Raw genomic sequence first — 17,661 nt, 5'->3', positions numbered from 1 at the left:
GCGATGAGCGCGACGATGTGGACGCTGCCGAACGTCCTCACCGGCCTGCGCCTGCTCGCCGTCCCCTTCCTCGGCGCGACGCTCGCCGTCGCGGGGGACAGCCCCCGGGGCCGGATGGCGGCTCTTGCGCTGTTCGTGGCTGCATCGGTGACGGACTTCGCCGACGGCTGGGTCGCCCGACGCCGGGGCCAGTGCACCGACCTGGGCGCTCTCGTCGATCCGATCGCCGACAAGGCCCTCGTCGGCACCGCGCTCATCTGCCTGTCCGGGCACGACGTCGTCCCGTGGTGGGCGACCCTGGTGGTGCTGGCCCGTGAGGTGGCCGTCACAGGTCTGCGGCTGACCGTTCTGCGGCACGGTGTGATCCCGGCGAGTCGCGGCGGCAAGGTGAAGACCGTGACGCAGACGGCCCTGATCCTGCTCGCGCTCGCGCAGCCCGGGTGGACCGAGGCGCTGATGGTCGTCGTCGTGGTGACCGTCGCCTGGACGCTGATCACCGGCCTCGACTACGCCGTGAAGGCGACGGCGCTCACGCGGGCCGTGGACTCGCCTCGTCGGCCGTGGCAGAGGAGGGTCGCCGGCGACCACGTGGACGGTGGAGGACCGTTGTTCCCGAACTCCGGTCGTCAGCAGGGCGGTGGGACGGGCAGCTCCCGGGTCAGGTCCTGACGCAGCCACACCCGGTGGCCGCAGATCTCCGCCACGACCCGGTACCGGTCGTGGATCAGCTCCCGGAGCCTCGACCCGGCGTCGATGTCCCAGGCGTTCAGTCCGGTGACCTGGACGATCCACGACGGTGCCCGAGGCCCGGCCAGCGTTTCCCGGAGGCGGGCCTGCGCAGGGTCGAACGTGCGCATCGGCACGCTCCACAGGTGCGGGTACGGCGAGGACATGTCCGCGGTCTCCAGGACGGAGGGGAGGCCGTACGCCACGAACGCCGTGTCGCCCACCGCCTCGGAGCCGGCCAGCCACTCGCCGATCCGCTGGCTGTACCAGATCGACGGCACGGTCGCGTGGACCACCAGCGTCACGAGGGTCCCCAGAGCCGCCGCCGACACGACCATCGTGCCGGCTCCTCTCATCCAGGAGCCGGCCCGGGAGGCCATGGGGGCCATCGCCCCGACGGCGAGTACCGACGCCGGCGCCAGTTGCAGCAGGTAGGGGGGCCAGTAGCTGCCACCTGCCGTGATGGCCGCGAGACCGAACAGCATCAGCGTGCTGATCGTCCTGCCTTCGGGTGAGCCGCACGGCACACAGCGACGTACCCGGAGGAACCACGCGATCGCGATGGGGATCAGCCCCGTCACGAGGCCCAGGACCACCAGCAGCGCCCCCCTGCGGATGGAGGCGTCCGGACTGCTCGACCAGATGGTTTCCAGGGCCGCACCGCGGAAGGCGACGAGGTCCCGCCATGCGTGGCCCGGCTCGATCCGCGCCCAGGTCAGCCACAGCCAGACCGACGCACACACGAGCAGTCCGCCGAGCAGGGCCGCCGGCGCCATGACGACCGCGCGGCGGCGGGTCGTCGCATCCTGCCCCCAGGACCCGAACACGACGAGGCCGGCGAGGAAGAGCGCGCCCTCCAGCAGGTTCTGCTTGATGAGTGGTGCCGCAGCGGCGACGACGCCGGCGGCGCCGGCCAACCGGAGCCGGCGCGTCAGCGAGTCGGCGTTCCAGGCCGACAGGGCCAGGGCGATGGCTCCCATCACGAACGCAGCACCGAACAGCTCGCCATCGGCCTGCTCGGTGGCCAGGCCCGGGGAGCACATCAGGCCCGCGGCCACCAGCGCGGACCAACGGCCTCCGGCCCGGCCGCCGAGAAGGCTGCCCGCACGCCAGCCGGCAAGGACGAACAGGAGGACGAACGGGATCGCCACCACCCGGATGGCCTGGTCCCAGTCCGTGAGGGACGCGACCTTGAAGATGAGCATGAGCAGCGGCGGGCGGTCGACGAAGTAGTCGCCGTAGAGGAACTCGCCGCCCGTATGCCACTGCCGCGCGATGAGCAGGTATCCGCCTTCGTCGTTTCGCAGTGGCCGCGGCACGTAGGTCGCGCGGACGACCACCACGCCGAGGCACAGCAGCACGAGGAAACGCGTCGTCGTCGGGACGCGCCCGCCGTGCTCGTCCCTCGTCGACAACAAGGTCACGCGGACATTGAACCGGCACTCGCGTGCCGAAGGGCCCTTCCCGTCCGCACGCCCCGCTGTTCCCGCCCCGCTGTTCCTGCGCCGGTGTCGAGCGCTCCTTCGCGGCGAGGCCCGAGGCGCTCTCACCGATCAGGTCGGTGGATCGCAAGGACTCGTTCCCGCAAGGACTCGTTCCGGTTTCCGGTCGTATAGTCCGCTCGTGGCAGCCCTGGTGGCCGCGGCACTCGTCGCGACCGTGCACATGGCCTATCTGGTCTACATGGTGTTCGGCGGCTTCCTCGCGCTGCACCGGTTCGCCTGGATCTGGCCGCACATCGTGTCGACGGTCTATTCGATCTACGTCACGACCACGTCCTTCACCTGCCCCGTCACCACTGTCGAGAAGTGGCTGCTGGGCATGGGCGGGAGGGCACCGTACGAGGGCAGCTTCATCGCCCACTACCTGCGCGGCGTCCTCTACCCCGCGCAGTACGAGACGGCCCTCTGGCTGAGCGGGATGGCCCTGGCAGTCGTCTCGTACGTCGTCGTCCTGATGCGACGCCGGCGGACCGCTCTCGTGCCGGTCGACATCTCGTGGTCCTGAGGTCCGCGTAGCGTCCAGCGGGCGTCGGGAGGATCGTGCTCGGAGCCGACCGTTCGGGCGTTTCCGCCGGTCGGGCGATGAGAGCGGGTGACGAGAATCGAACTCGCACTGTCAGCTTGGGAAGCTGATGTTCTACCATTGAACTACACCCGCGGTGCCCGCCACAGTACCTGGCGGTCCTCCCGCGCGGGAGCGCACCCCCTGATCAGCGGCGCATCTCGGCCAGGAAGCCCGTCGCCTCCGACCGCAGCCGCTCGGCCATCTGCGACAGCCCGTGATGTGTGAATCAGCCCGTCGGCGCCGTGCGCGCCGTGGGCACGTGGCGAACGTCGCCGGACGCACGAGGCGTACGCCCGCCGGGCCGGGCGTACGACCGGCGCACTGCGTCTTCCCGCACGTCTCGGGCCGGTCCGGGACGGCGGCCGAGCGGCCCCTGCCCGGGTTCGCCCGGAGGGGCGGGCGGGGCGGTCCCTAGACTCCGCGCCATGCTGCTGAGCGACCGCGACATCACGGCCGCGATCGCCGAGGGTCGCCTCGGCATCGAGCCCTACGACAAGGGGCTGGTGCAGCCGTCCAGCATCGACGTCCGGCTGGACCGGTTCTTCCGGGTGTTCAACAACGCGCGGTACACCCACATCGACCCGGCCCAGCAGCAGGACGACCTCACGACGTTGGTCGAGCCCGAGGGCGACGAGCCCTTCGTGCTGCACCCCGGCGAGTTCGTGCTCGGCTCGACGCTCGAGGTCGTGACCATCCCCGACGACCTCGCCGCCCGGCTCGAGGGCAAGTCCTCACTGGGCCGGCTGGGCCTGCTCACCCACTCGACGGCCGGCTTCGTCGACCCGGGTTTCACCGGGCACATCACGCTGGAGCTGTCCAACGTGGCGAACCTGCCGATCACACTGTGGCCCGGCATGAAGATCGGCCAGCTGTGCCTGTTCCGGCTGACCACCCCGTCGGAGCACCCGTACGGCTCGGCGGTCTACGGCTCCCGCTACCAGGACCAGCGTGGCCCGACGCCGTCGCGGTCCTACCGGAACTTCACCCGCACGGAGACCCGGCGTCCCTAGTCGCGGGGAGGCGCGGCGGCGCGCCGTCCCTGGTCGCGCGGTGGCGCGGTGTCGGCGATGTGTGCGCTGGCCGGCGCTTCGGCGCCCGCGCTCTCCAGCACGTCGGTGCAGCGCCCGGCCGGTGACCAGCCGGGAACGGACCGTTCCACCTCATCGTCGACGAAGACCTGCCGCGTGGCGATCCACCCGGCGACGCCGAGCACGGCGACGCCCACGAGCACGATGACGAACATGCCGTCGTAGCTGCCGGTCGCCCCACGCAGCACGCCCACCAGGAGCGGGCCGGCTCCGGCGATCACGTACCCCCAGCCCTGGGTGACGGTCGAGAGCGCGGAGACGGTCTCGGGCGTCCGGGCCCGCAGGCCGATGAGGGTGAGCACCATCGAGAAGGTGCCCATGCCGACGGCGATGAGCGTCATCCAGAGCCACGGCGCGGCGGTCGGGGCGATCCAGAGCCCCACCCAGCCGATGACGTAGTTGGCGAGGAAGACGAGCAGCAGCGGGCGCTGCATCCGCGGTCGGACGGTGAGGGACGGGATGACGGCGCTCAGCGGCAGACCGACGACGGAGTTGAGGCCGAGCAACAGCCCCGCGGTCGCGGCGGTCAGACCCGAGTCGCGCAGGTACTGGGCCGACCAGCCGATGACGACGTAGGCCTGCAGCGCCTGGACGCCGAAGAAGGCGGTGAGCGCCATCGCCGTCGGGCTGTGCACCAGCGCCCGCATGCGGACGGCGGCATGACCCTCGCGCGAGACGCCGGGCGAGGCCGGGACGGCCAGCCACACGGCCGCCGCGACGAGCGCGGGCACCGCCCACACGACGAGCGCCCAGCGCCAGCCCTCGTCCCCGGCGGCGTCGGCCACCGGCTGCGCGGCGACGGCGGCGAGGGTCGCGCCCAGGCCCATGGCGGTGCTGTACGCGCCGACGAGCGGGCCGGTCCGCGCCGGGAAGTGCCGCTTCACCAGGCTGGGGAGCATGACGTTGCCGAGGGCCCCGCCGGCCATGGCCAGTGCCGTGCCGGCGAGGAAGACCGGGAAGGCGTCGGCCAGGCTGCGCAGCGCGAGGCCGCCGCTCATGGCGATCAGGGCGCCGGCGAGCACGTGCGAGTCGCGGTAGCGGGCCGAGAGGGCCGGGCCGGTGAAGCCGATGAGCGCGAAGCAGAGCACCGGCATGGTGGTGATGACGCCGGCCAGGCCGCTGGAGATGCCCAGGCCGCGCTCGATCTCCTCCAGCACGGGGCCGACGCTGGTGACCGCCGTCCGGAGGTTGAGCGCCGTGAGCACGATCGCGACGGCGATGAGCGCGAGGCCCCGACGGCGATCGGTGCCGGCGCCGAGGTCGGTGGGGGCGGTGCGGGCGGTGCGGGTCACCCACGGATCGTCCTCTGCGCCTGCGGTGGCCGAGGTGCCGGGGTGGGCGGCCGGACGCGTCGGGTCCGCACCGCGGAGTCGTCTCCCGGGACGGCCCGCGCCGGGAACGCCTGCGCCCGGAACGACGACGGCGCGCGCCACCCCGTCGAAGGTGACGCGCGCCGTCGTCCTCACTGCGATGCTCCCGAAGCTGTCGTCAGGCCATTTCTCTGGCCTGACTCAGCGCTCCGGTCCGCTCCTCGCTCGTTCCTCGCTGCGATGCTCCCGAAGCTGTCGTCAGGCCATGTCTCTGGCCTGACTCCGCGCTCCGGTCCGCTCCTCGCTCGTTCCTCGCTGCGATGCTCCCGAAGCTGTCGTCAGGCGGTCGGGCCGTGCTCCGTGGCCGCCGAACCGGTGCCGGCGACGTCGTCGGCCTTCGTGCCGACGTCCGCTCCGGACTCCGCCCCCGGGGCGCTGACGCCGACCGGCGTCAGCGAGCGCAGCAGGATCTGGCTGACGTCGAGCACCTCGACGTGCTCACCGGCCTCGCCGTTCTGCTTCTTCGACGTCAGCGCGTCGGAGAGCATCGTGATGCAGAACGGGCAGGCCGTGGAGATCACGTCGGGGTCGAGCTCCAGGGCCTCCTCGGTGCGCTCCATGTTGATGCGCTTGCCGATCTTCTCCTCCATCCACATGCGGGCGCCGCCGGCGCCGCAGCAGAAGCCGCGGTCCTTGCAGCGGTGCATCTCCTGCGTGGACAAGCCCTGGACGGAGTCGAGGATCTCCCGCGGGGGCGTGTAGACCTTGTTGTGCCGGCCCAGGAAGCACGGGTCGTGGTAGGTCACCTTGCGGTCGATCGGCGTGACCGGGGTGAGCCGGCCCTCCTCGACGAGCTGACCGAGCAGCTGGGTGTGGTGCACGACCTCGTAGTGGCCGCCGAGCTGCGGGTACTCCTTGCCCAGCGAGTTGAAGCAGTGCGGGCAGGTCGCCACGATCTTGCGCATGCCGGGGACGCGCCCCTCGAAGGCGGCGTCGAGCGTGGCCACGTTCTCCTGCGCCAGCATCTGGAAGAGGAACTCGTTGCCCATCCGGCGGGCGGGGTCGCCAGAGCAGGTCTCCCCGTTGCCCAGGACTGCGAACTCGACGCCCGCGGTGTGCAGCAGCTCGGCGACGGCCTTGGTGACCTTCTTCGCGCGGTCGTCGATGGCACCGGCGCAGCCGACCCAGAACAGGTACTCGATGTCGTAGTCGAGCGGGCCGTCGGCCACCTTGACCTCGAAGTCGAGCTCCTTCATCCAGTCCTCGCGGACGTTGCCGCCCATGCCCCACGGGTTCCCGCGGTTCTCCAGGTTCTTCATCATCACGCCGGCCTCCGAGGGGAAGCTGGACTCGATGAGCACCTGGTAGCGGCGCATGTCGTTGATGTGGTCGACGTGCTCGATGTCCACCGGGCACTGCTCCACGCAGGCGCCGCAGTTGGTGCAGCTCCACAGGACGTCGGGGTCGATGACCCCGCCCTCCTCGAGGGTGCCGACCAGCGGGCGGTGCGCCTGGGCGTCGTTGGTGCCCTCGATGCGGGCGTACCCGGAGGCCCAGACCTGCTCGTCGCTCGGCTTCAGGATGTCGTAGTCGGGCATGGTCTCCGACGCGGTCTTCTCACCGATCAGGTACGGGGCCTTGGCGTAGAGGTGGTCCCGCAGGTCCATGATCACCATCTTCGGCGACAGGGGCTTGCCGGTGTTCCAGGCCGGGCACTGGCTCTGGCACCGCCCGCACTCGGTGCAGGTGGTGAAGTCCAGCATCCCCTTCCAGGTGAAGTCCTCGATCTTGCCGCGGCCGAAGATGTCGTCCTCGCCCGGATCCTCGAAGTCGATGGGCTTGCCGCCCGACGTCATCGGCGGCAGCGGGCCGAGCGCGGGTGCGCCGTCGGCGTTGCGCTTGAAGTAGATGTTGAAGAAGGCGCTGAACCGGTGCCAGGCCACGCCCATGTTCAGGATGCGGCTGATCACGACCAGCCAGGTCAGGCTGACCACGATCTTGACGAAGGCGACGATCGTGAGCAGGTCGGGGCTGTCGGGCAGCAGGGTCGCGACGGCGCCGGAGATCGGGTGCGACCAGGCGGGGGCGTCGGTCAGGTCGCTGGAGACCTTGAGCGCACGGATCAGCAGGATGCAGATGCCGACGGTGAGGACGACGGCCTCGACGAAGTAGCCGCGGCCCTCGTTCGTGCCGGCGAAGCGGCTCGTGCGGCCCTGACGGCGCGGGTGGTCCTTCTGCCGCCGGTAGATCAGGTAGACGATCCCGAGGATCGTGCCCGTGCCGATGATGTCGGCGAACAGGTTCCACAGGCTCCACTCGCCGATGAGCGGCAGGTGGAAGGCCGGGTCCCAGACCTCGCCGAAGGCCTCGACCAGCGTCAGGAACAGGCCGTAGAAGCCGACGAACACGAACCAGTGGGCGACGCCGATCGTCGACCACTTGAGCATCCGGGTGTGGCCCAGGGACTCGATGGCCAGCGTCTTGAGCCGGGTCTTCACCGGCCCGAACCGGGTGCCGTCGGGCTGACCGGTGCAGATGATGCGCACCATCGCCCGGACCGCCCGATAGGCCATCACGGAGGCGACGATCAGGAACAGGACGCTGATCGTGCCCAGGACGATCTGCAACGGGCCCGTCATTTTCTTCCTCCCGCGTACGCCTCGCGGCGTCGGCCGACTCCCGTCGTCATTGCGGCGACGGGGGCACTTGGTGGTGCGCGAACCGTCGTCCGCACCGGCCGGGACCGGGGCGCGGATCGCAGGCGGGCATCACTGTCCGCATGCCCGCACGATAGCGGGCGCGCCGCGAGGCTACTCATCGGTAACCCCCGGTTGCCGGCCATGGCCCGCCGGCCCTCGGCCGGGCCGGCCCGACCCGGTCCCGGCCACGACACGCCGGTCCTCGACCACCCGCACTACTCCGCACCGTGCACTACTGTCCGCAGCGCCACAGTGGCGGAAGGTGAGGTGGGTCAGTGGACGCCAGTCAGCTGCTCAAGGGAGTGCTCGACGTCGCGGTGCTCGCTGTGGTGCGCGACGCAGACGGCTACGGCTACGACGTGGTGCGCCGCCTGCGCACCGCGGGACTCGAGGAAGTCGGTGACGCATCGGTCTACGGCACGCTGCGCCGCCTCTACCAGGCCGGTGCGCTGACGTCCTACGTCGTGCCGAGCGACGAGGGGCCGCACCGCAAGTACTACGCGATCAACGACAGGGGGCGTTCGGTGCTGGAGGACTCGACCAAGACGTGGAGGACGTTCGCCGACACCGTCGACGGGCTCCTGACCCGGCCGGAGGTGGCGGCGTGACCGCGGCAACGGACTCGACGACCCGCCAGGCGCAGGACTACCTGGCCGCCGTCGAGCACGAACTGGCAGACCTCCCCACCGAGGACCGCAGCGCCCTGCTCGAGGACCTCGCCCAGCACCTCGACGCGCTCGCGGCGGAGGACGACGACCGCCCGGTCGCCGTCCGCCTCGGCCCGCCGGCCGCCTACGCCGCCGACCTCCGCTCGGCCGCCGGCCTCCCGGCCCGGGGCGGTGTGGCGCGGGCGGCGAGCCTCGGCATGCGGGAGCGGCTGGACGCCGTCCTGGCCACGCCCGCCGGGCGCCGCATCGTGCCCGCCGCCCGCGAGGTCGGGCGCCTGCTGGGCGAACTGCGTCCGGCGTGGTGGGTGCTGCGCGGCTACCTGGTGGTCCTGCTGCCCTGCCTGCACGAGCTGGACGGGGTGAGCGACTTCCCGGTGCCGGCCCCGCTGGACAACCACCTGCTCGGTGCCGTGCTCGTCGTCGCGGCGGTGGCCGGGTCCGTGGCGCTGGGCCGCCGCCGGATGCCCCGGCCGCTGGGCCTGCTCGTCGCGGCGTCCGGCGTCGTCGTCCTCCTCTTCACCTTCGTGGCGTGGGACAGGTCCGAGGTCTCCCGCGGGACGTACCTGGGCGCGGCCGGGACCTCCCCGCCCGAGCACGCGATCGGTGAGTACCCACTGCTGTCGCGGTACGGGCCCGTGACCGACGTCCTGCCGTACGCCGCGGACGGCACGCCGTTGGAGGGTGCGCTGCTCTACGACCAGGACGGCCGCCCGCTGCAGGTGGGCTTCCAGGAGTGGTGGGCCGACCGTTGCGTCCGGGTCCTGGAGCAGCCCCTGGCCGCGGACGGCGTGCCCGTGCCGCACTCCTTCCCGCAGTCCTACGAGCTCCTCGGCCTCGACGTGGACATCCACTCGGTCCCCGTGTCCCCGGGCCAGTGCGCGACCGACCTGCCGCGCCCCCACGTCCCCCTCCCGGTCTTCCCGGCCGAGTCGGCCACCGACTGACCCCCGCTCCAGCCACGTGGTCGTCACCTGAGCCCTGTACGGCTCGGGTGGCGACCACAGGGCCGGGGTGATCAGCCGCTGCGCTGCCGACCTCGGGCCCGGGCTGTCGTGTCGAAGCGCCGGATCGCCGGTCCCGGCGACGCGAGCAGCGCTTGCAGCCGGCGCTCGGCGCGGGGCCATCTGGCCCCCAGGTCCGCGTCCGCGATGCGCACGACGCCGATGTCGAGAGCGCGGAGCTCGTCCTCGCGCCGCTTCTCCTCCCAGAGCACCCGCTCGGGGGAACGTTCCCGCCACGGGTCGGTGTACTCGACCCGCCCGTCGAACTCCACCGCGACCGCGGCCTCGTCGAACCAGGCGTCGACGACCGCGATCAGGCGTCCGCCGGTCCGGATCTCCACCTGGAGCTCCGGCGCGGGCAGACCAGCGCTCACGATCCGCAGGCGACCCCGCGTCTCCAGCGGTGACTCGGCACGCCCGTCGGTCAGGGAGAGCGCACGCGCCGCCCGAGGTCCGCCCGGCCATCGGCGGGCCCGAGCGGCTGCCTCGACGAGCTGCTCGGGTCCGACCTTCCTGGCGAGAAGACCGGCGTCCATCGCCACGACGGCGCCTTCCAGTGGACCCTCGCGCGCCCAGTCGATCAGCGTGCGAGCCGGCGTCGTGAGCCGGAACGCCCCGAGCGTGCGGATCTCAGTCGCGTCGAGCGGCGCTCGCGTCACACGGAAGCCGCGGCCACGACGGTTGTGCTCCGGATCGGTGAGCCGTACGTCCGCGTCCGATGTCCCCCGCCACAGGAGGCCCGAGAGGCGGGCGGCCGACAGGTGGCTCAGCGCTGCGGCCGGGCGATCGAGCGCCACCAGGATCGCCAGGCACTCGAGCTGGTAGCGCCGGCCCTCCTCCTCGGCGCGGGCGAGGTCGTGGCTGGTGACGTAGATGCCGCGTCGCAGCCGGCGCCAGCGTCCGGACGCGCACAGGTGCCGGACTCGGGGTGGGCGTAGCCGGCGCGTCGGGCGTCGACGGCGGTGAAGACCCCATGGCGGCGATCGGCGGCAGCGCGCAGGAGTGGATGCGCCCGCGAAGTGTGCGAGCTGTCGGGACATGGGGAAGGTCGCCTGTGGACGACGCGGAGGAGAACCGCACCGTGGTGGCGACTACCGCGCTGCGGTGCGGTCGTCGCCACCACACCGCGGTACTCGCCAGATGAACGCCCGAGGCGACGCGACCGGCAGAAATTTGGGGGCCCCTGGAACAGCGGTCCGATCCCTGCCGTTAGGGTGGGCAAGAAAGTTGAGTGGACCTCGCGCAAGTCGCTGAGGCCCTCGGCTACCGGGAGCAGCACCACCCAGACCAGCACCACGGAAGAGAGGTCATCACCATGGCTCGAGCGGTCGGAATCGACCTCGGCACCACCAACTCCGTCGTCACCGTCCTGGAGGGCGGCGAGCCGACGGTCATCGCGAACTCCGAGGGCTCGCGCACCACGCCGTCGGTCGTCGCCTTCGCGAAGAACGGCGAGGTCCTCGTCGGCCAGTCGGCCAAGAACCAGGCGGTCACCAACGTCGACCGCACCATCCGCAGCGTCAAGCGCGAGATGGGCACGAACTGGAAGTCGCCCGAGATCGACGGCAAGCAGTACACGCCGCAGGAGATCAGCGCCCGCGTGCTGCAGAAGCTCAAGCGGGACGCCGAGACCTACCTGGGCGAGCCGGTCACCGACGCCGTCATCACGGTGCCGGCCTACTTCGAGGACGCCCAGCGCCAGGCCACCAAGGAGGCCGGTGAGATCGCGGGCCTCAACGTCCTGCGCATCGTCAACGAGCCGACCGCGGCCGCGCTGGCCTACGGCCTGGACAAGGGCGAGACCGAGCAGACGATCCTCGTCTTCGACCTCGGTGGCGGCACCTTCGACGTCTCCCTGCTCGAGATCGGCGACGGCGTCATCGAGGTGAAGGCCACCGCCGGTGACAACCACCTCGGTGGGGACGACTGGGACGAGCGCGTCGTGAAGCACCTGGTGCAGACGTTCAACGCCTCCAACGGCATCGACCTGTCCAAGGACAAGCTGGCCATGCAGCGCCTCCGCGAGGCCGCCGAGAAGGCCAAGATCGAGCTGTCGGGCGCGCAGTCGACCAACATCAACCTGCCCTACATCACGGCCGGCGCCGAGGGTCCGCTGCACCTCGACGTCACGATCACCCGTGCCGAGTTCCAGCGGCTGACCCAGGATCTGCTCGACCGGGCCCGCGCGCCGTTCAACCAGGCGATCCGCGACGCCGGCATCTCGGTCGGCCAGATCGACCACGTCGTCCTCGTCGGTGGCTCGACCCGCATGCCGGCGGTGTCCGACCTGGTCAAGGAGCTGACCGGCGGCAAGGAGCCCAACAAGGGCGTCAACCCCGACGAGGTCGTCGCCGTCGGCGCCGCGCTGCAGGCCGGTGTCCTCCGCGGCGAGGTGAAGGACGTCCTGCTGCTCGACGTCACCCCGCTGTCCCTGGGCATCGAGACCAAGGGCGGGATCATGACCAAGCTCATCGAGCGCAACACCACGATCCCGACCAAGCGGTCCGAGATCTTCACGACGGCCGACGACAACCAGCCGTCCGTGCAGATCCAGGTCTTCCAGGGCGAGCGCGAGATGGCGGCCTACAACAAGAAGCTCGGCATGTTCGAGCTGACCGGGCTGCCCCCGGCGCCCCGCGGCGTCCCGCAGATCGAGGTCGCCTTCGACATCGACGCCAACGGCATCGTCCACGTCCACGCCAAGGACCTCGGGACGGGGAAGGAGCAGTCGATGACCATCACCGGTGGCTCGGCCCTGCCCAAGGACGACATCGAGCGGATGATGAAGGACGCCGAGGCGCACGCCGAGGAGGACAAGAAGCGCCGCGAGGAGGCCGAGACCCGCAACCTGGCCGAGTCGCTGCAGTACCAGACCGAGAAGTTCCTCGCGGAGAACGGCGACAAGATCCCGGCCGAGAAGAAGGACGAGCTCGGCGAGGCGCTGACCGACCTGCGCTCGGCCCTCGGTGGGTCGGACATCGACGCCATCAAGTCCGCGCAGGAGAAGGTGGCCCGGGTCTCCCAGGAGGTCGGCGGCGCGCTGTACGCGCAGAACGCGGAGGCCGCTGCGGGCGGCGAGGCGGGCGCGGCGTCCGGTGGGGCCGGTGGATCCGCGCCGACTGCTGACGACGACGTCGTCGACGCCGAGATCGTCGACGAGGACACCGACAAGCGGTCATGACCGCCCCCCGGGACGAGGATGCGCCGCGGGTCGTGATCCGCGACAAGCGGCGCATCGATCCGACCACGGGCACGGTTCGGGTGCCGGCCGGCGAGCAGCCGGCCGGCACCACCCCCGGCCCCACCGCCCGAGACACAGCGGTCCGAGAGGAACAGATGAGCGAGCACGAGACGCCGGTCGCCGAGGAGTCGGTGCCCGGCCAGTCCGCCCCCGACGGCGACCTGGGGAAGCAGCTGGCCGAGCGAACGGAGGACCTGCAGCGGGTCACGGCCGAGTACGCCAACTACCGGCGGCGGGTCGACCGCGACCGGGCACTGGTGGTGGACCAGGCCGCCGAGCGCTTCGCCGCGCAGCTGTTCCCGATCGTCGACGACATCGAGCGGGCCCGGGACCACGACGAGCTCACCGGCGGGTTCAAGCTGGTGGCCGACCGCATCCTCGGGCTGCTCGACGGCCTCGGGGTCGAGGCCTTCGGCCAAGCGGGTGACCCGTTCGATCCGGCGCTGCACGAGGCCGTCCTCCACGACACGTCGCCGGAGGTGAGCGTTCCGACGGCGACCACCGTGCTGCGGCAGGGCTTCCGCCGCGGGGACCGGGTGCTCCGGACGGCGATGGTCGGCGTCTCCGAGCCGGAGTCGCCGGCGCCGGCTGCCGAGCCTGCGTCGGCTGAGTCGCCGGTGCCGGCTGCCGAGCCCGCGACCGACGACCAGCCGGTCACGCCGGACGACCAGCCCGCCGCCGGCTGACCGGCACGGCAGACAGACAGAGAGGGGGCGCCCGATGAGCACCCGGGACTTCATCGAGAAGGACTACTACGCCGCGTTGGGCGTCCCCAAGGACGCCGATGCGGCGGCGATCAAGAAGGCCTACCGCAAGCTGGCCACGGAACTGCACCCGGACAAGAACCCGGGCAACTCCGAGGCCGAGGCCCGCTTCAAGGACGTCTCGGAGGCCTACGACGTCCTGTCCGACACCAAGCGCCGGGCGGAGTACGACGAGGCCCGTCGGCTGTTCGGCGCCGGCGGACGCCCTGGTGGCTTCCCCGGCGGGTTCCCCGGCGGCGGCGGCCAGCCGTTCGACCTCGGCGACCTGTTCGGTGGGGCCGGCGCGGCCGGGGGGCGTGGTGCCGGCGGGCTCGGCGACCTCCTCGGCGGGCTGTTCAGTGGCGGCGCCGCCGGGGGTGGGGCCCGCGCCCGCAGCCAGGCGGCGTCCGGACCCGCGCGGGGTCAGGACGTCGAGACCGAGGCGACGCTCTCCTTCGACGAGGCCGTGCTCGGCGTGACGGTGCCGCTGCGCATGCAGAGTCCGGGCACCTGCCCGACCTGCGCGGGCAGTGGCGCCAAGCCCGGGACCTCGCCGCACACCTGCCCGGTGTGCCAGGGGGCGGGCGTGACCAGCCGGAGCCAGGGGGCGTTCGCGTTCTCCGAGCCGTGTCGCAACTGCCGCGGCACCGGCTCGGTCGTCGACGACCCGTGCCCCACCTGCGGCGGCAACGGGGTCACCACCCAGACCCGCACCATCACCGTCCGGATCCCGGCCGGCGTCAAGGACGGGCAGCGCATCCGGCTGCCCGGCAAGGGGGCGCCGGGACGGCGGGGCGGCCCGGCCGGTGACCTGTTCGTCGTCGTGCACGTCTCCGAGCACCCGTTGTTCGGGCGCAAGGGCGACGACCTGACGCTCACGGTCCCCATCACCTTCGCCGAGGCGGCGCTCGGGACGACGATCACCGTGCCGACCCTCGACGGGACCGTCTCGCTCAAGGTGCCGGCCGGTACCGCCAGCGGACGCACGCTCCGCGTCCGGGGCCGGGGCGTGCCGGGCAAGGGCCGCTCCGGTGACCTCCTGGTCACCCTCGAGGTGGCCGTGCCTGCGCGGCTGACCCCCGCGCAGCGCAAGGCGCTCGAGAACCTGGCCGAGGAGATGGACGAGGACCCGCGCCCGCAGATCACCGCCGCGGTGCAGGCGGGCGGTGAGGGATGAGCAGCGCGCAGGACCCCACGCGCTCCGTCGCCGAGGACGCCCCGGTCTTCGTCATCTCCGTCGCGGCCGAGCTGGCCGGCATGCACGCCCAGACGTTGCGCCAGTACGACCGGCTCGGCCTGGTCAGCCCGGGCCGCACGCCGGGGGGCGGCCGGCGGTACAGCCCGCGGGACGTCGCCCTCCTGCGAGAGGTGCAGCGGCTGTCCCAGGAGGACGGCGTCAACCTGGCCGGCATCAAGCGGATCATCGACCTGGAGTCCCAGGTGGAGGCGCTACAGGCCCGGGTGCACGAGCTGCTGGAGGCCCTGGACATGGCCGAGGCCCGGCGGATGGCGGCCGAGGCCGCCGTTCCGGCCGGGTACCGGCGGGATCTGATGCCCCAGAACCGGCAGAGCTCCGCCCTGGTCGTCTGGCGCCCGCGGGCCGAGCGGTGAGCGGTCCCCCGGACCGGGTCGACCAGCACGAGGCGTTCGTCCGGCTGGAACGCGAGATCGGCCTGCTCCTCCGCCGGGCCCGGGCCATCTCCGCCCGGCTGGCCGGTCAGCTGCATCCCGACCTCGACGGTGCGGCCTACGGGCTGCTCGCGCTGCTGGAGGACGCCGGCCCGCTGCGGGCCGGCGACCTGGTGGCGCGGCTGGGCCTGGACAAGAGCACCGTCAGCCGGCAGGTGGCCCACCTCGTCGACCTCGGGCTGGTCGACCGCGCCGCCGACCCGGTGGACGGCCGCGCGCAGGTCCTCACCCCGTCGGCGGAAGGCTCGGCCCGCCTCGCCCGGATCCGGGAGACCCGGCGGGTGCGTTGGGAGGCCGACCTCGACGACTGGCCGGCCGAGGACGTCGCGACGCTGGCCGAGCTCCTCGCCCGGCTCAACCGGCTCGGTGAGGCCCGCGAGGCCGAGGTCAGGGGTCCGCGCCCCGCCTGACCGGTCGGCTCAGCCCCCGGGGAAGCGGGTGAGCACGCTCCGCGGCAGCGCCGCTGCGGAGCCCGATCTCGTCGGCTCCACGAAGACCCCGAGCAGGCGCCGGGCGCTCAGGCCCGCCGAGGCAACCGTGTGCAGCAGAACCGGGAGCGAGTGCGGCGCAGTGGTCCTCCCCGTCGCCGGCCGGCGCTCAGGGAACCATCCAGCCGAGCACCGGGGTCGCCTGGAGCACCACGATCAGGCACATGAACAGCAGGAGCAGGATGCTCCAGCCGAACACCTTGCGGAACAGCTCCCCTTCCTTGCCCGCCATACCGACGGCGGCCGCCGCGATCGCCAGGTTCTGCGGGCTGACCATCTTGCCCATGACCCCACCGGACGTGTTGGCCGCCGCGAGGAGCACCGGGTCCAACCCGGCCTGGGCCGCGGTCTGCACCTGCAGGGCGCCGAAGAGCGCGTTGGCCGAGGTGTCCGACCCGGTCACCGCCACCCCGATCCACCCGAGGATGGGGGACAGGAAGACGAAGAAGTTCCCGGTCTGGGCGAGGAACGCGCCCAGCGTGGTCGTCTGGCCCGACTGGTTCATGACGTACGCCAGGGCCAGCACGGCCATCACCGTGACGATGGCCCACTTGAGTTCCTTGTAGGTGTCGATGTAGGCCTTGAACGCCCGGCCCGGCGACACCCTCAGCACCAGCGCGGTGAGGATGCCCGCGAAGATCATCAGGGTGCCAGCGGCCGGCAACCAGTTGAACGTGAAGGTGGTCGACGCCAGGGGCTCGTCGGCACCGGGTGCGAACACGTTGAGTCCCAGCCACGGGAACTTGATCGTCCACGGAGCCTCCGCCAGGGCGGTCTTCACCGGGCCGAGGTTGGCCAGCGAGAAGATCACGATGATGATCAGGTACGGGGCGTAGGCCTTGAAGACCTCGCCACCGCCGTCGGAGCGGCCTGCGCCGGAGGACACGTCGGGGTCGGCCGGTCCGCCGGAGCTGCCGGCGTAGCCCGGGCGCGGCGCTCCCCGGTCGCGCGCCCGCTGGTCGCCGGGACCGCCCGCGAGGGTCTCCTCGGTGGTCGCGCCCGTTCCCCCGGCGGCCGCGGTCGCGTGTGCGGGCTCGGCGAGGTCAGGGGATTCGGAGGGCCTCCACACCCGGAGCAGCGCCACGACAGCAGCCGCTGAAGCCAGCGCGGCGACGATGTCGGCGAGCGGCACCGAGATGTAGTTGGAGGCGACGAACTGGGCGACGCCGAAGGAGAGCCCCGCGACGAGCGCCGGCAGCCAGGTCTGACGGACACCGCGCTTCCCGTCGACGACGAGGACGAGCACCAGCGGGACGATGACAGCGAGGATCGGCGTCTGCCGCCCGACCATCGCGCCGAGGGTGTCCACGTTCAGGCGCGGGTCGTCGTTCACGCCCGAGGTCACGGTCGCCAGGGTGATGATCGGCGTGGCGAGGGCGCCGTAGGCGACGGGCGCGGTGTTGGCGATCAGCGACACCGCGGCCGCCTTGAGCGGCTTGAAGCCCATCGCCATGAGCATGACGACGGTGATGGCCACGGGGGTCCCGAAGCCGGCCAGCGCCTCCAGCAGCGCGCCGAAGCAGAAGGCGATGATGATCGCCTGGATGCGCTGGTCAGGGCTCACCTTGGCGAACGAGCGGCGCAGGACGTCGAAGTGGCCGCTGGAGACCGTGAGGTTGTAGACCCAGATCGCGTTGATGACGATCCAGAGGATGGGGAAGAAGCCGAAGGCGGCCCCCTCGGTGGCCGACAGCAGGGTCTGGCCGACGGGCATGGAGAAGAACAGGACAGCCACCACCATGGCGACGCCCAGGGAGACCAGCCCCGCGATCCAGGCCTTGACCTTCATCACCCCCAGGAGCACGAAGAGGGTGACCAGCGGGATGGCCGCGCAGAGCGCGCTGAGCCCTAGCGACCCGGCTACCGGGGCGAGTACCTGTTCGAACATCGGCCTTCTCACTTCGGCGTGAGGCGTGGACGTGGGACGGGTGGTGCTCACCC

The 17,661-nt window shown here is 71.9% G+C and carries 15 protein-coding genes and 1 tRNA gene; 10 read left to right on the top strand and 6 right to left on the bottom strand.

The window, feature by feature from the left end:
* The first annotated feature begins 3 nt into the window (after nt 1–3).
* The gene (gene pgsA / locus CHB94_RS05285; RefSeq protein WP_089335525.1) at nt 4–669 is read left to right on the top strand and encodes a CDP-diacylglycerol--glycerol-3-phosphate 3-phosphatidyltransferase; all 666 of its coding nucleotides are present in this window, start codon (nt 4–6) and stop codon (nt 667–669) included.
* On the opposite strand, the gene CHB94_RS05280 is transcribed toward pgsA, so the two are convergent.
* Entirely contained in the window at nt 627–2,150 is a 1,524-nt protein-coding gene (locus tag CHB94_RS05280; RefSeq protein WP_141137423.1) for a glycosyltransferase family protein, read from the bottom strand. The genes pgsA and CHB94_RS05280 overlap by 43 nt on opposite strands.
* A gap of 199 nt (nt 2,151–2,349) precedes the next feature.
* On the opposite strand from CHB94_RS05280, the gene CHB94_RS05275 reads away from it, so the two are divergent.
* Nucleotides 2,350–2,733: a DUF2784 domain-containing protein gene (locus CHB94_RS05275; protein WP_089335523.1), complete on the top strand. Its 384-nt coding sequence runs from the start codon at nt 2,350–2,352 to the stop codon at nt 2,731–2,733.
* An 82-nt stretch (nt 2,734–2,815) separates the two neighbouring features.
* Here the strand turns inward: CHB94_RS05275 and CHB94_RS05270 are convergent.
* Nucleotides 2,816–2,886, bottom strand: a tRNA-Gly gene (locus CHB94_RS05270).
* Nucleotides 2,887–3,218: 332 nt separating this feature from the next.
* Here CHB94_RS05270 and dcd point away from each other — a divergent pair.
* A complete protein-coding gene (gene dcd, locus CHB94_RS05265; RefSeq protein ID WP_089335522.1) occupies nt 3,219–3,803 on the top strand; it encodes a dCTP deaminase in 585 nt (194 codons plus the stop codon).
* Here dcd and CHB94_RS05260 read toward each other — a convergent pair.
* Complete coding sequence (locus CHB94_RS05260) at nt 3,800–5,173, bottom strand: MFS transporter (RefSeq protein WP_089335607.1); 1,374 nt, start codon at nt 5,171–5,173, stop codon at nt 3,800–3,802. The two genes, dcd and CHB94_RS05260, sit on opposite strands and share 4 nt — an antisense overlap.
* Before the next feature lie 356 nt (nt 5,174–5,529).
* On the bottom strand, nt 5,530–7,830 hold the full coding sequence (locus CHB94_RS05255) for a (Fe-S)-binding protein (protein ID WP_089335521.1): 2,301 nt from the start codon (nt 7,828–7,830) through the stop codon (nt 5,530–5,532).
* Between the two features lie 335 nt (nt 7,831–8,165).
* On the opposite strand from CHB94_RS05255, the gene CHB94_RS05250 reads away from it, so the two are divergent.
* Both CHB94_RS05250 and CHB94_RS05245 read left to right on the top strand, forming a co-directional pair.
* Nucleotides 8,166–8,498, top strand: coding sequence for a PadR family transcriptional regulator (locus CHB94_RS05250; RefSeq protein WP_089335520.1), 333 nt, complete (start codon nt 8,166–8,168; stop codon nt 8,496–8,498).
* Entirely contained in the window at nt 8,495–9,502 is a 1,008-nt protein-coding gene (locus CHB94_RS05245) for an HAAS signaling domain-containing protein (RefSeq protein ID WP_089335519.1), read from the top strand. Before CHB94_RS05250 ends, CHB94_RS05245 begins: the two co-directional genes overlap by 4 nt.
* Nucleotides 9,503–9,573: 71 nt before the next feature.
* On the opposite strand, the gene CHB94_RS05240 is transcribed toward CHB94_RS05245, so the two are convergent.
* A complete protein-coding gene (locus CHB94_RS05240) occupies nt 9,574–10,599 on the bottom strand; it encodes a hypothetical protein (protein ID WP_254920413.1) in 1,026 nt (341 codons plus the stop codon).
* Between the two features lie 275 nt (nt 10,600–10,874).
* Between CHB94_RS05240 and dnaK the strand changes: the two genes are divergently transcribed.
* The 5 genes from dnaK to CHB94_RS26555 are packed head-to-tail and all read left to right on the top strand — an operon-like array spanning nt 10,875 to nt 15,642.
* Nucleotides 10,875–12,740: a molecular chaperone DnaK gene (gene dnaK / locus CHB94_RS05235; protein ID WP_089335606.1), complete on the top strand. Its 1,866-nt coding sequence runs from the start codon at nt 10,875–10,877 to the stop codon at nt 12,738–12,740.
* A complete protein-coding gene (gene grpE, locus CHB94_RS05230; RefSeq protein ID WP_089335518.1) occupies nt 12,737–13,486 on the top strand; it encodes a nucleotide exchange factor GrpE in 750 nt (249 codons plus the stop codon). Before dnaK ends, grpE begins: the two co-directional genes overlap by 4 nt.
* Nucleotides 13,487–13,520: 34 nt before the next feature.
* Nucleotides 13,521–14,720 (top strand): molecular chaperone DnaJ, encoded by a 1,200-nt coding sequence (gene dnaJ / locus CHB94_RS05225; protein ID WP_089335517.1) that lies wholly within the window; start codon nt 13,521–13,523, stop codon nt 14,718–14,720.
* On the top strand, nt 14,717–15,154 hold the full coding sequence (locus CHB94_RS05220) for a heat shock protein transcriptional repressor HspR (protein ID WP_089335516.1): 438 nt from the start codon (nt 14,717–14,719) through the stop codon (nt 15,152–15,154). The genes dnaJ and CHB94_RS05220 overlap by 4 nt, the downstream gene beginning before the upstream one ends.
* Nucleotides 15,151–15,642 (top strand): MarR family winged helix-turn-helix transcriptional regulator, encoded by a 492-nt coding sequence (locus tag CHB94_RS26555; RefSeq protein WP_089335515.1) that lies wholly within the window; start codon nt 15,151–15,153, stop codon nt 15,640–15,642. Before CHB94_RS05220 ends, CHB94_RS26555 begins: the two co-directional genes overlap by 4 nt.
* A 187-nt stretch (nt 15,643–15,829) precedes the next feature.
* Here CHB94_RS26555 and CHB94_RS05210 read toward each other — a convergent pair whose 3' ends face one another.
* Complete coding sequence (locus tag CHB94_RS05210) at nt 15,830–17,608, bottom strand: L-lactate permease (protein ID WP_089335514.1); 1,779 nt, start codon at nt 17,606–17,608, stop codon at nt 15,830–15,832.
* Nucleotides 17,609–17,661: the final 53 nt, after the last annotated feature.

Origin of the sequence: Blastococcus mobilis (assembly GCF_900188025.1) — a bacterium.
GTDB lineage: Bacteria > Actinomycetota > Actinomycetes > Mycobacteriales > Geodermatophilaceae > Blastococcus_B > Blastococcus_B mobilis.
This window is presented reverse-complemented; position numbering and strand designations above follow the sequence as displayed.

Excerpts from the sequence above, each read along its gene's own strand:
- pgsA (WP_089335525.1), top strand. The coding sequence starts at position 4 with ATGAGCGCGACGATGTGGACGCTGCCGAACGTCCTCACCGGCCTGCGC.
- dcd (WP_089335522.1), top strand. The coding sequence starts at position 3,219 with ATGCTGCTGAGCGACCGCGACATCACGGCCGCGATCGCCGAGGGTCGC.
- CHB94_RS05255 (WP_089335521.1), bottom strand. The coding sequence starts at position 7,830 with ATGACGGGCCCGTTGCAGATCGTCCTGGGCACGATCAGCGTCCTGTTC.
- CHB94_RS05240 (WP_254920413.1), bottom strand. The coding sequence starts at position 10,599 with ATGTCCCGACAGCTCGCACACTTCGCGGGCGCATCCACTCCTGCGCGC.
- dnaK (WP_089335606.1), top strand. The coding sequence starts at position 10,875 with ATGGCTCGAGCGGTCGGAATCGACCTCGGCACCACCAACTCCGTCGTC.
- grpE (WP_089335518.1), top strand. The coding sequence starts at position 12,737 with ATGACCGCCCCCCGGGACGAGGATGCGCCGCGGGTCGTGATCCGCGAC.
- dnaJ (WP_089335517.1), top strand. The coding sequence starts at position 13,521 with ATGAGCACCCGGGACTTCATCGAGAAGGACTACTACGCCGCGTTGGGC.
- CHB94_RS05220 (WP_089335516.1), top strand. The coding sequence starts at position 14,717 with ATGAGCAGCGCGCAGGACCCCACGCGCTCCGTCGCCGAGGACGCCCCG.
- CHB94_RS05210 (WP_089335514.1), bottom strand. The coding sequence starts at position 17,608 with ATGTTCGAACAGGTACTCGCCCCGGTAGCCGGGTCGCTAGGGCTCAGC.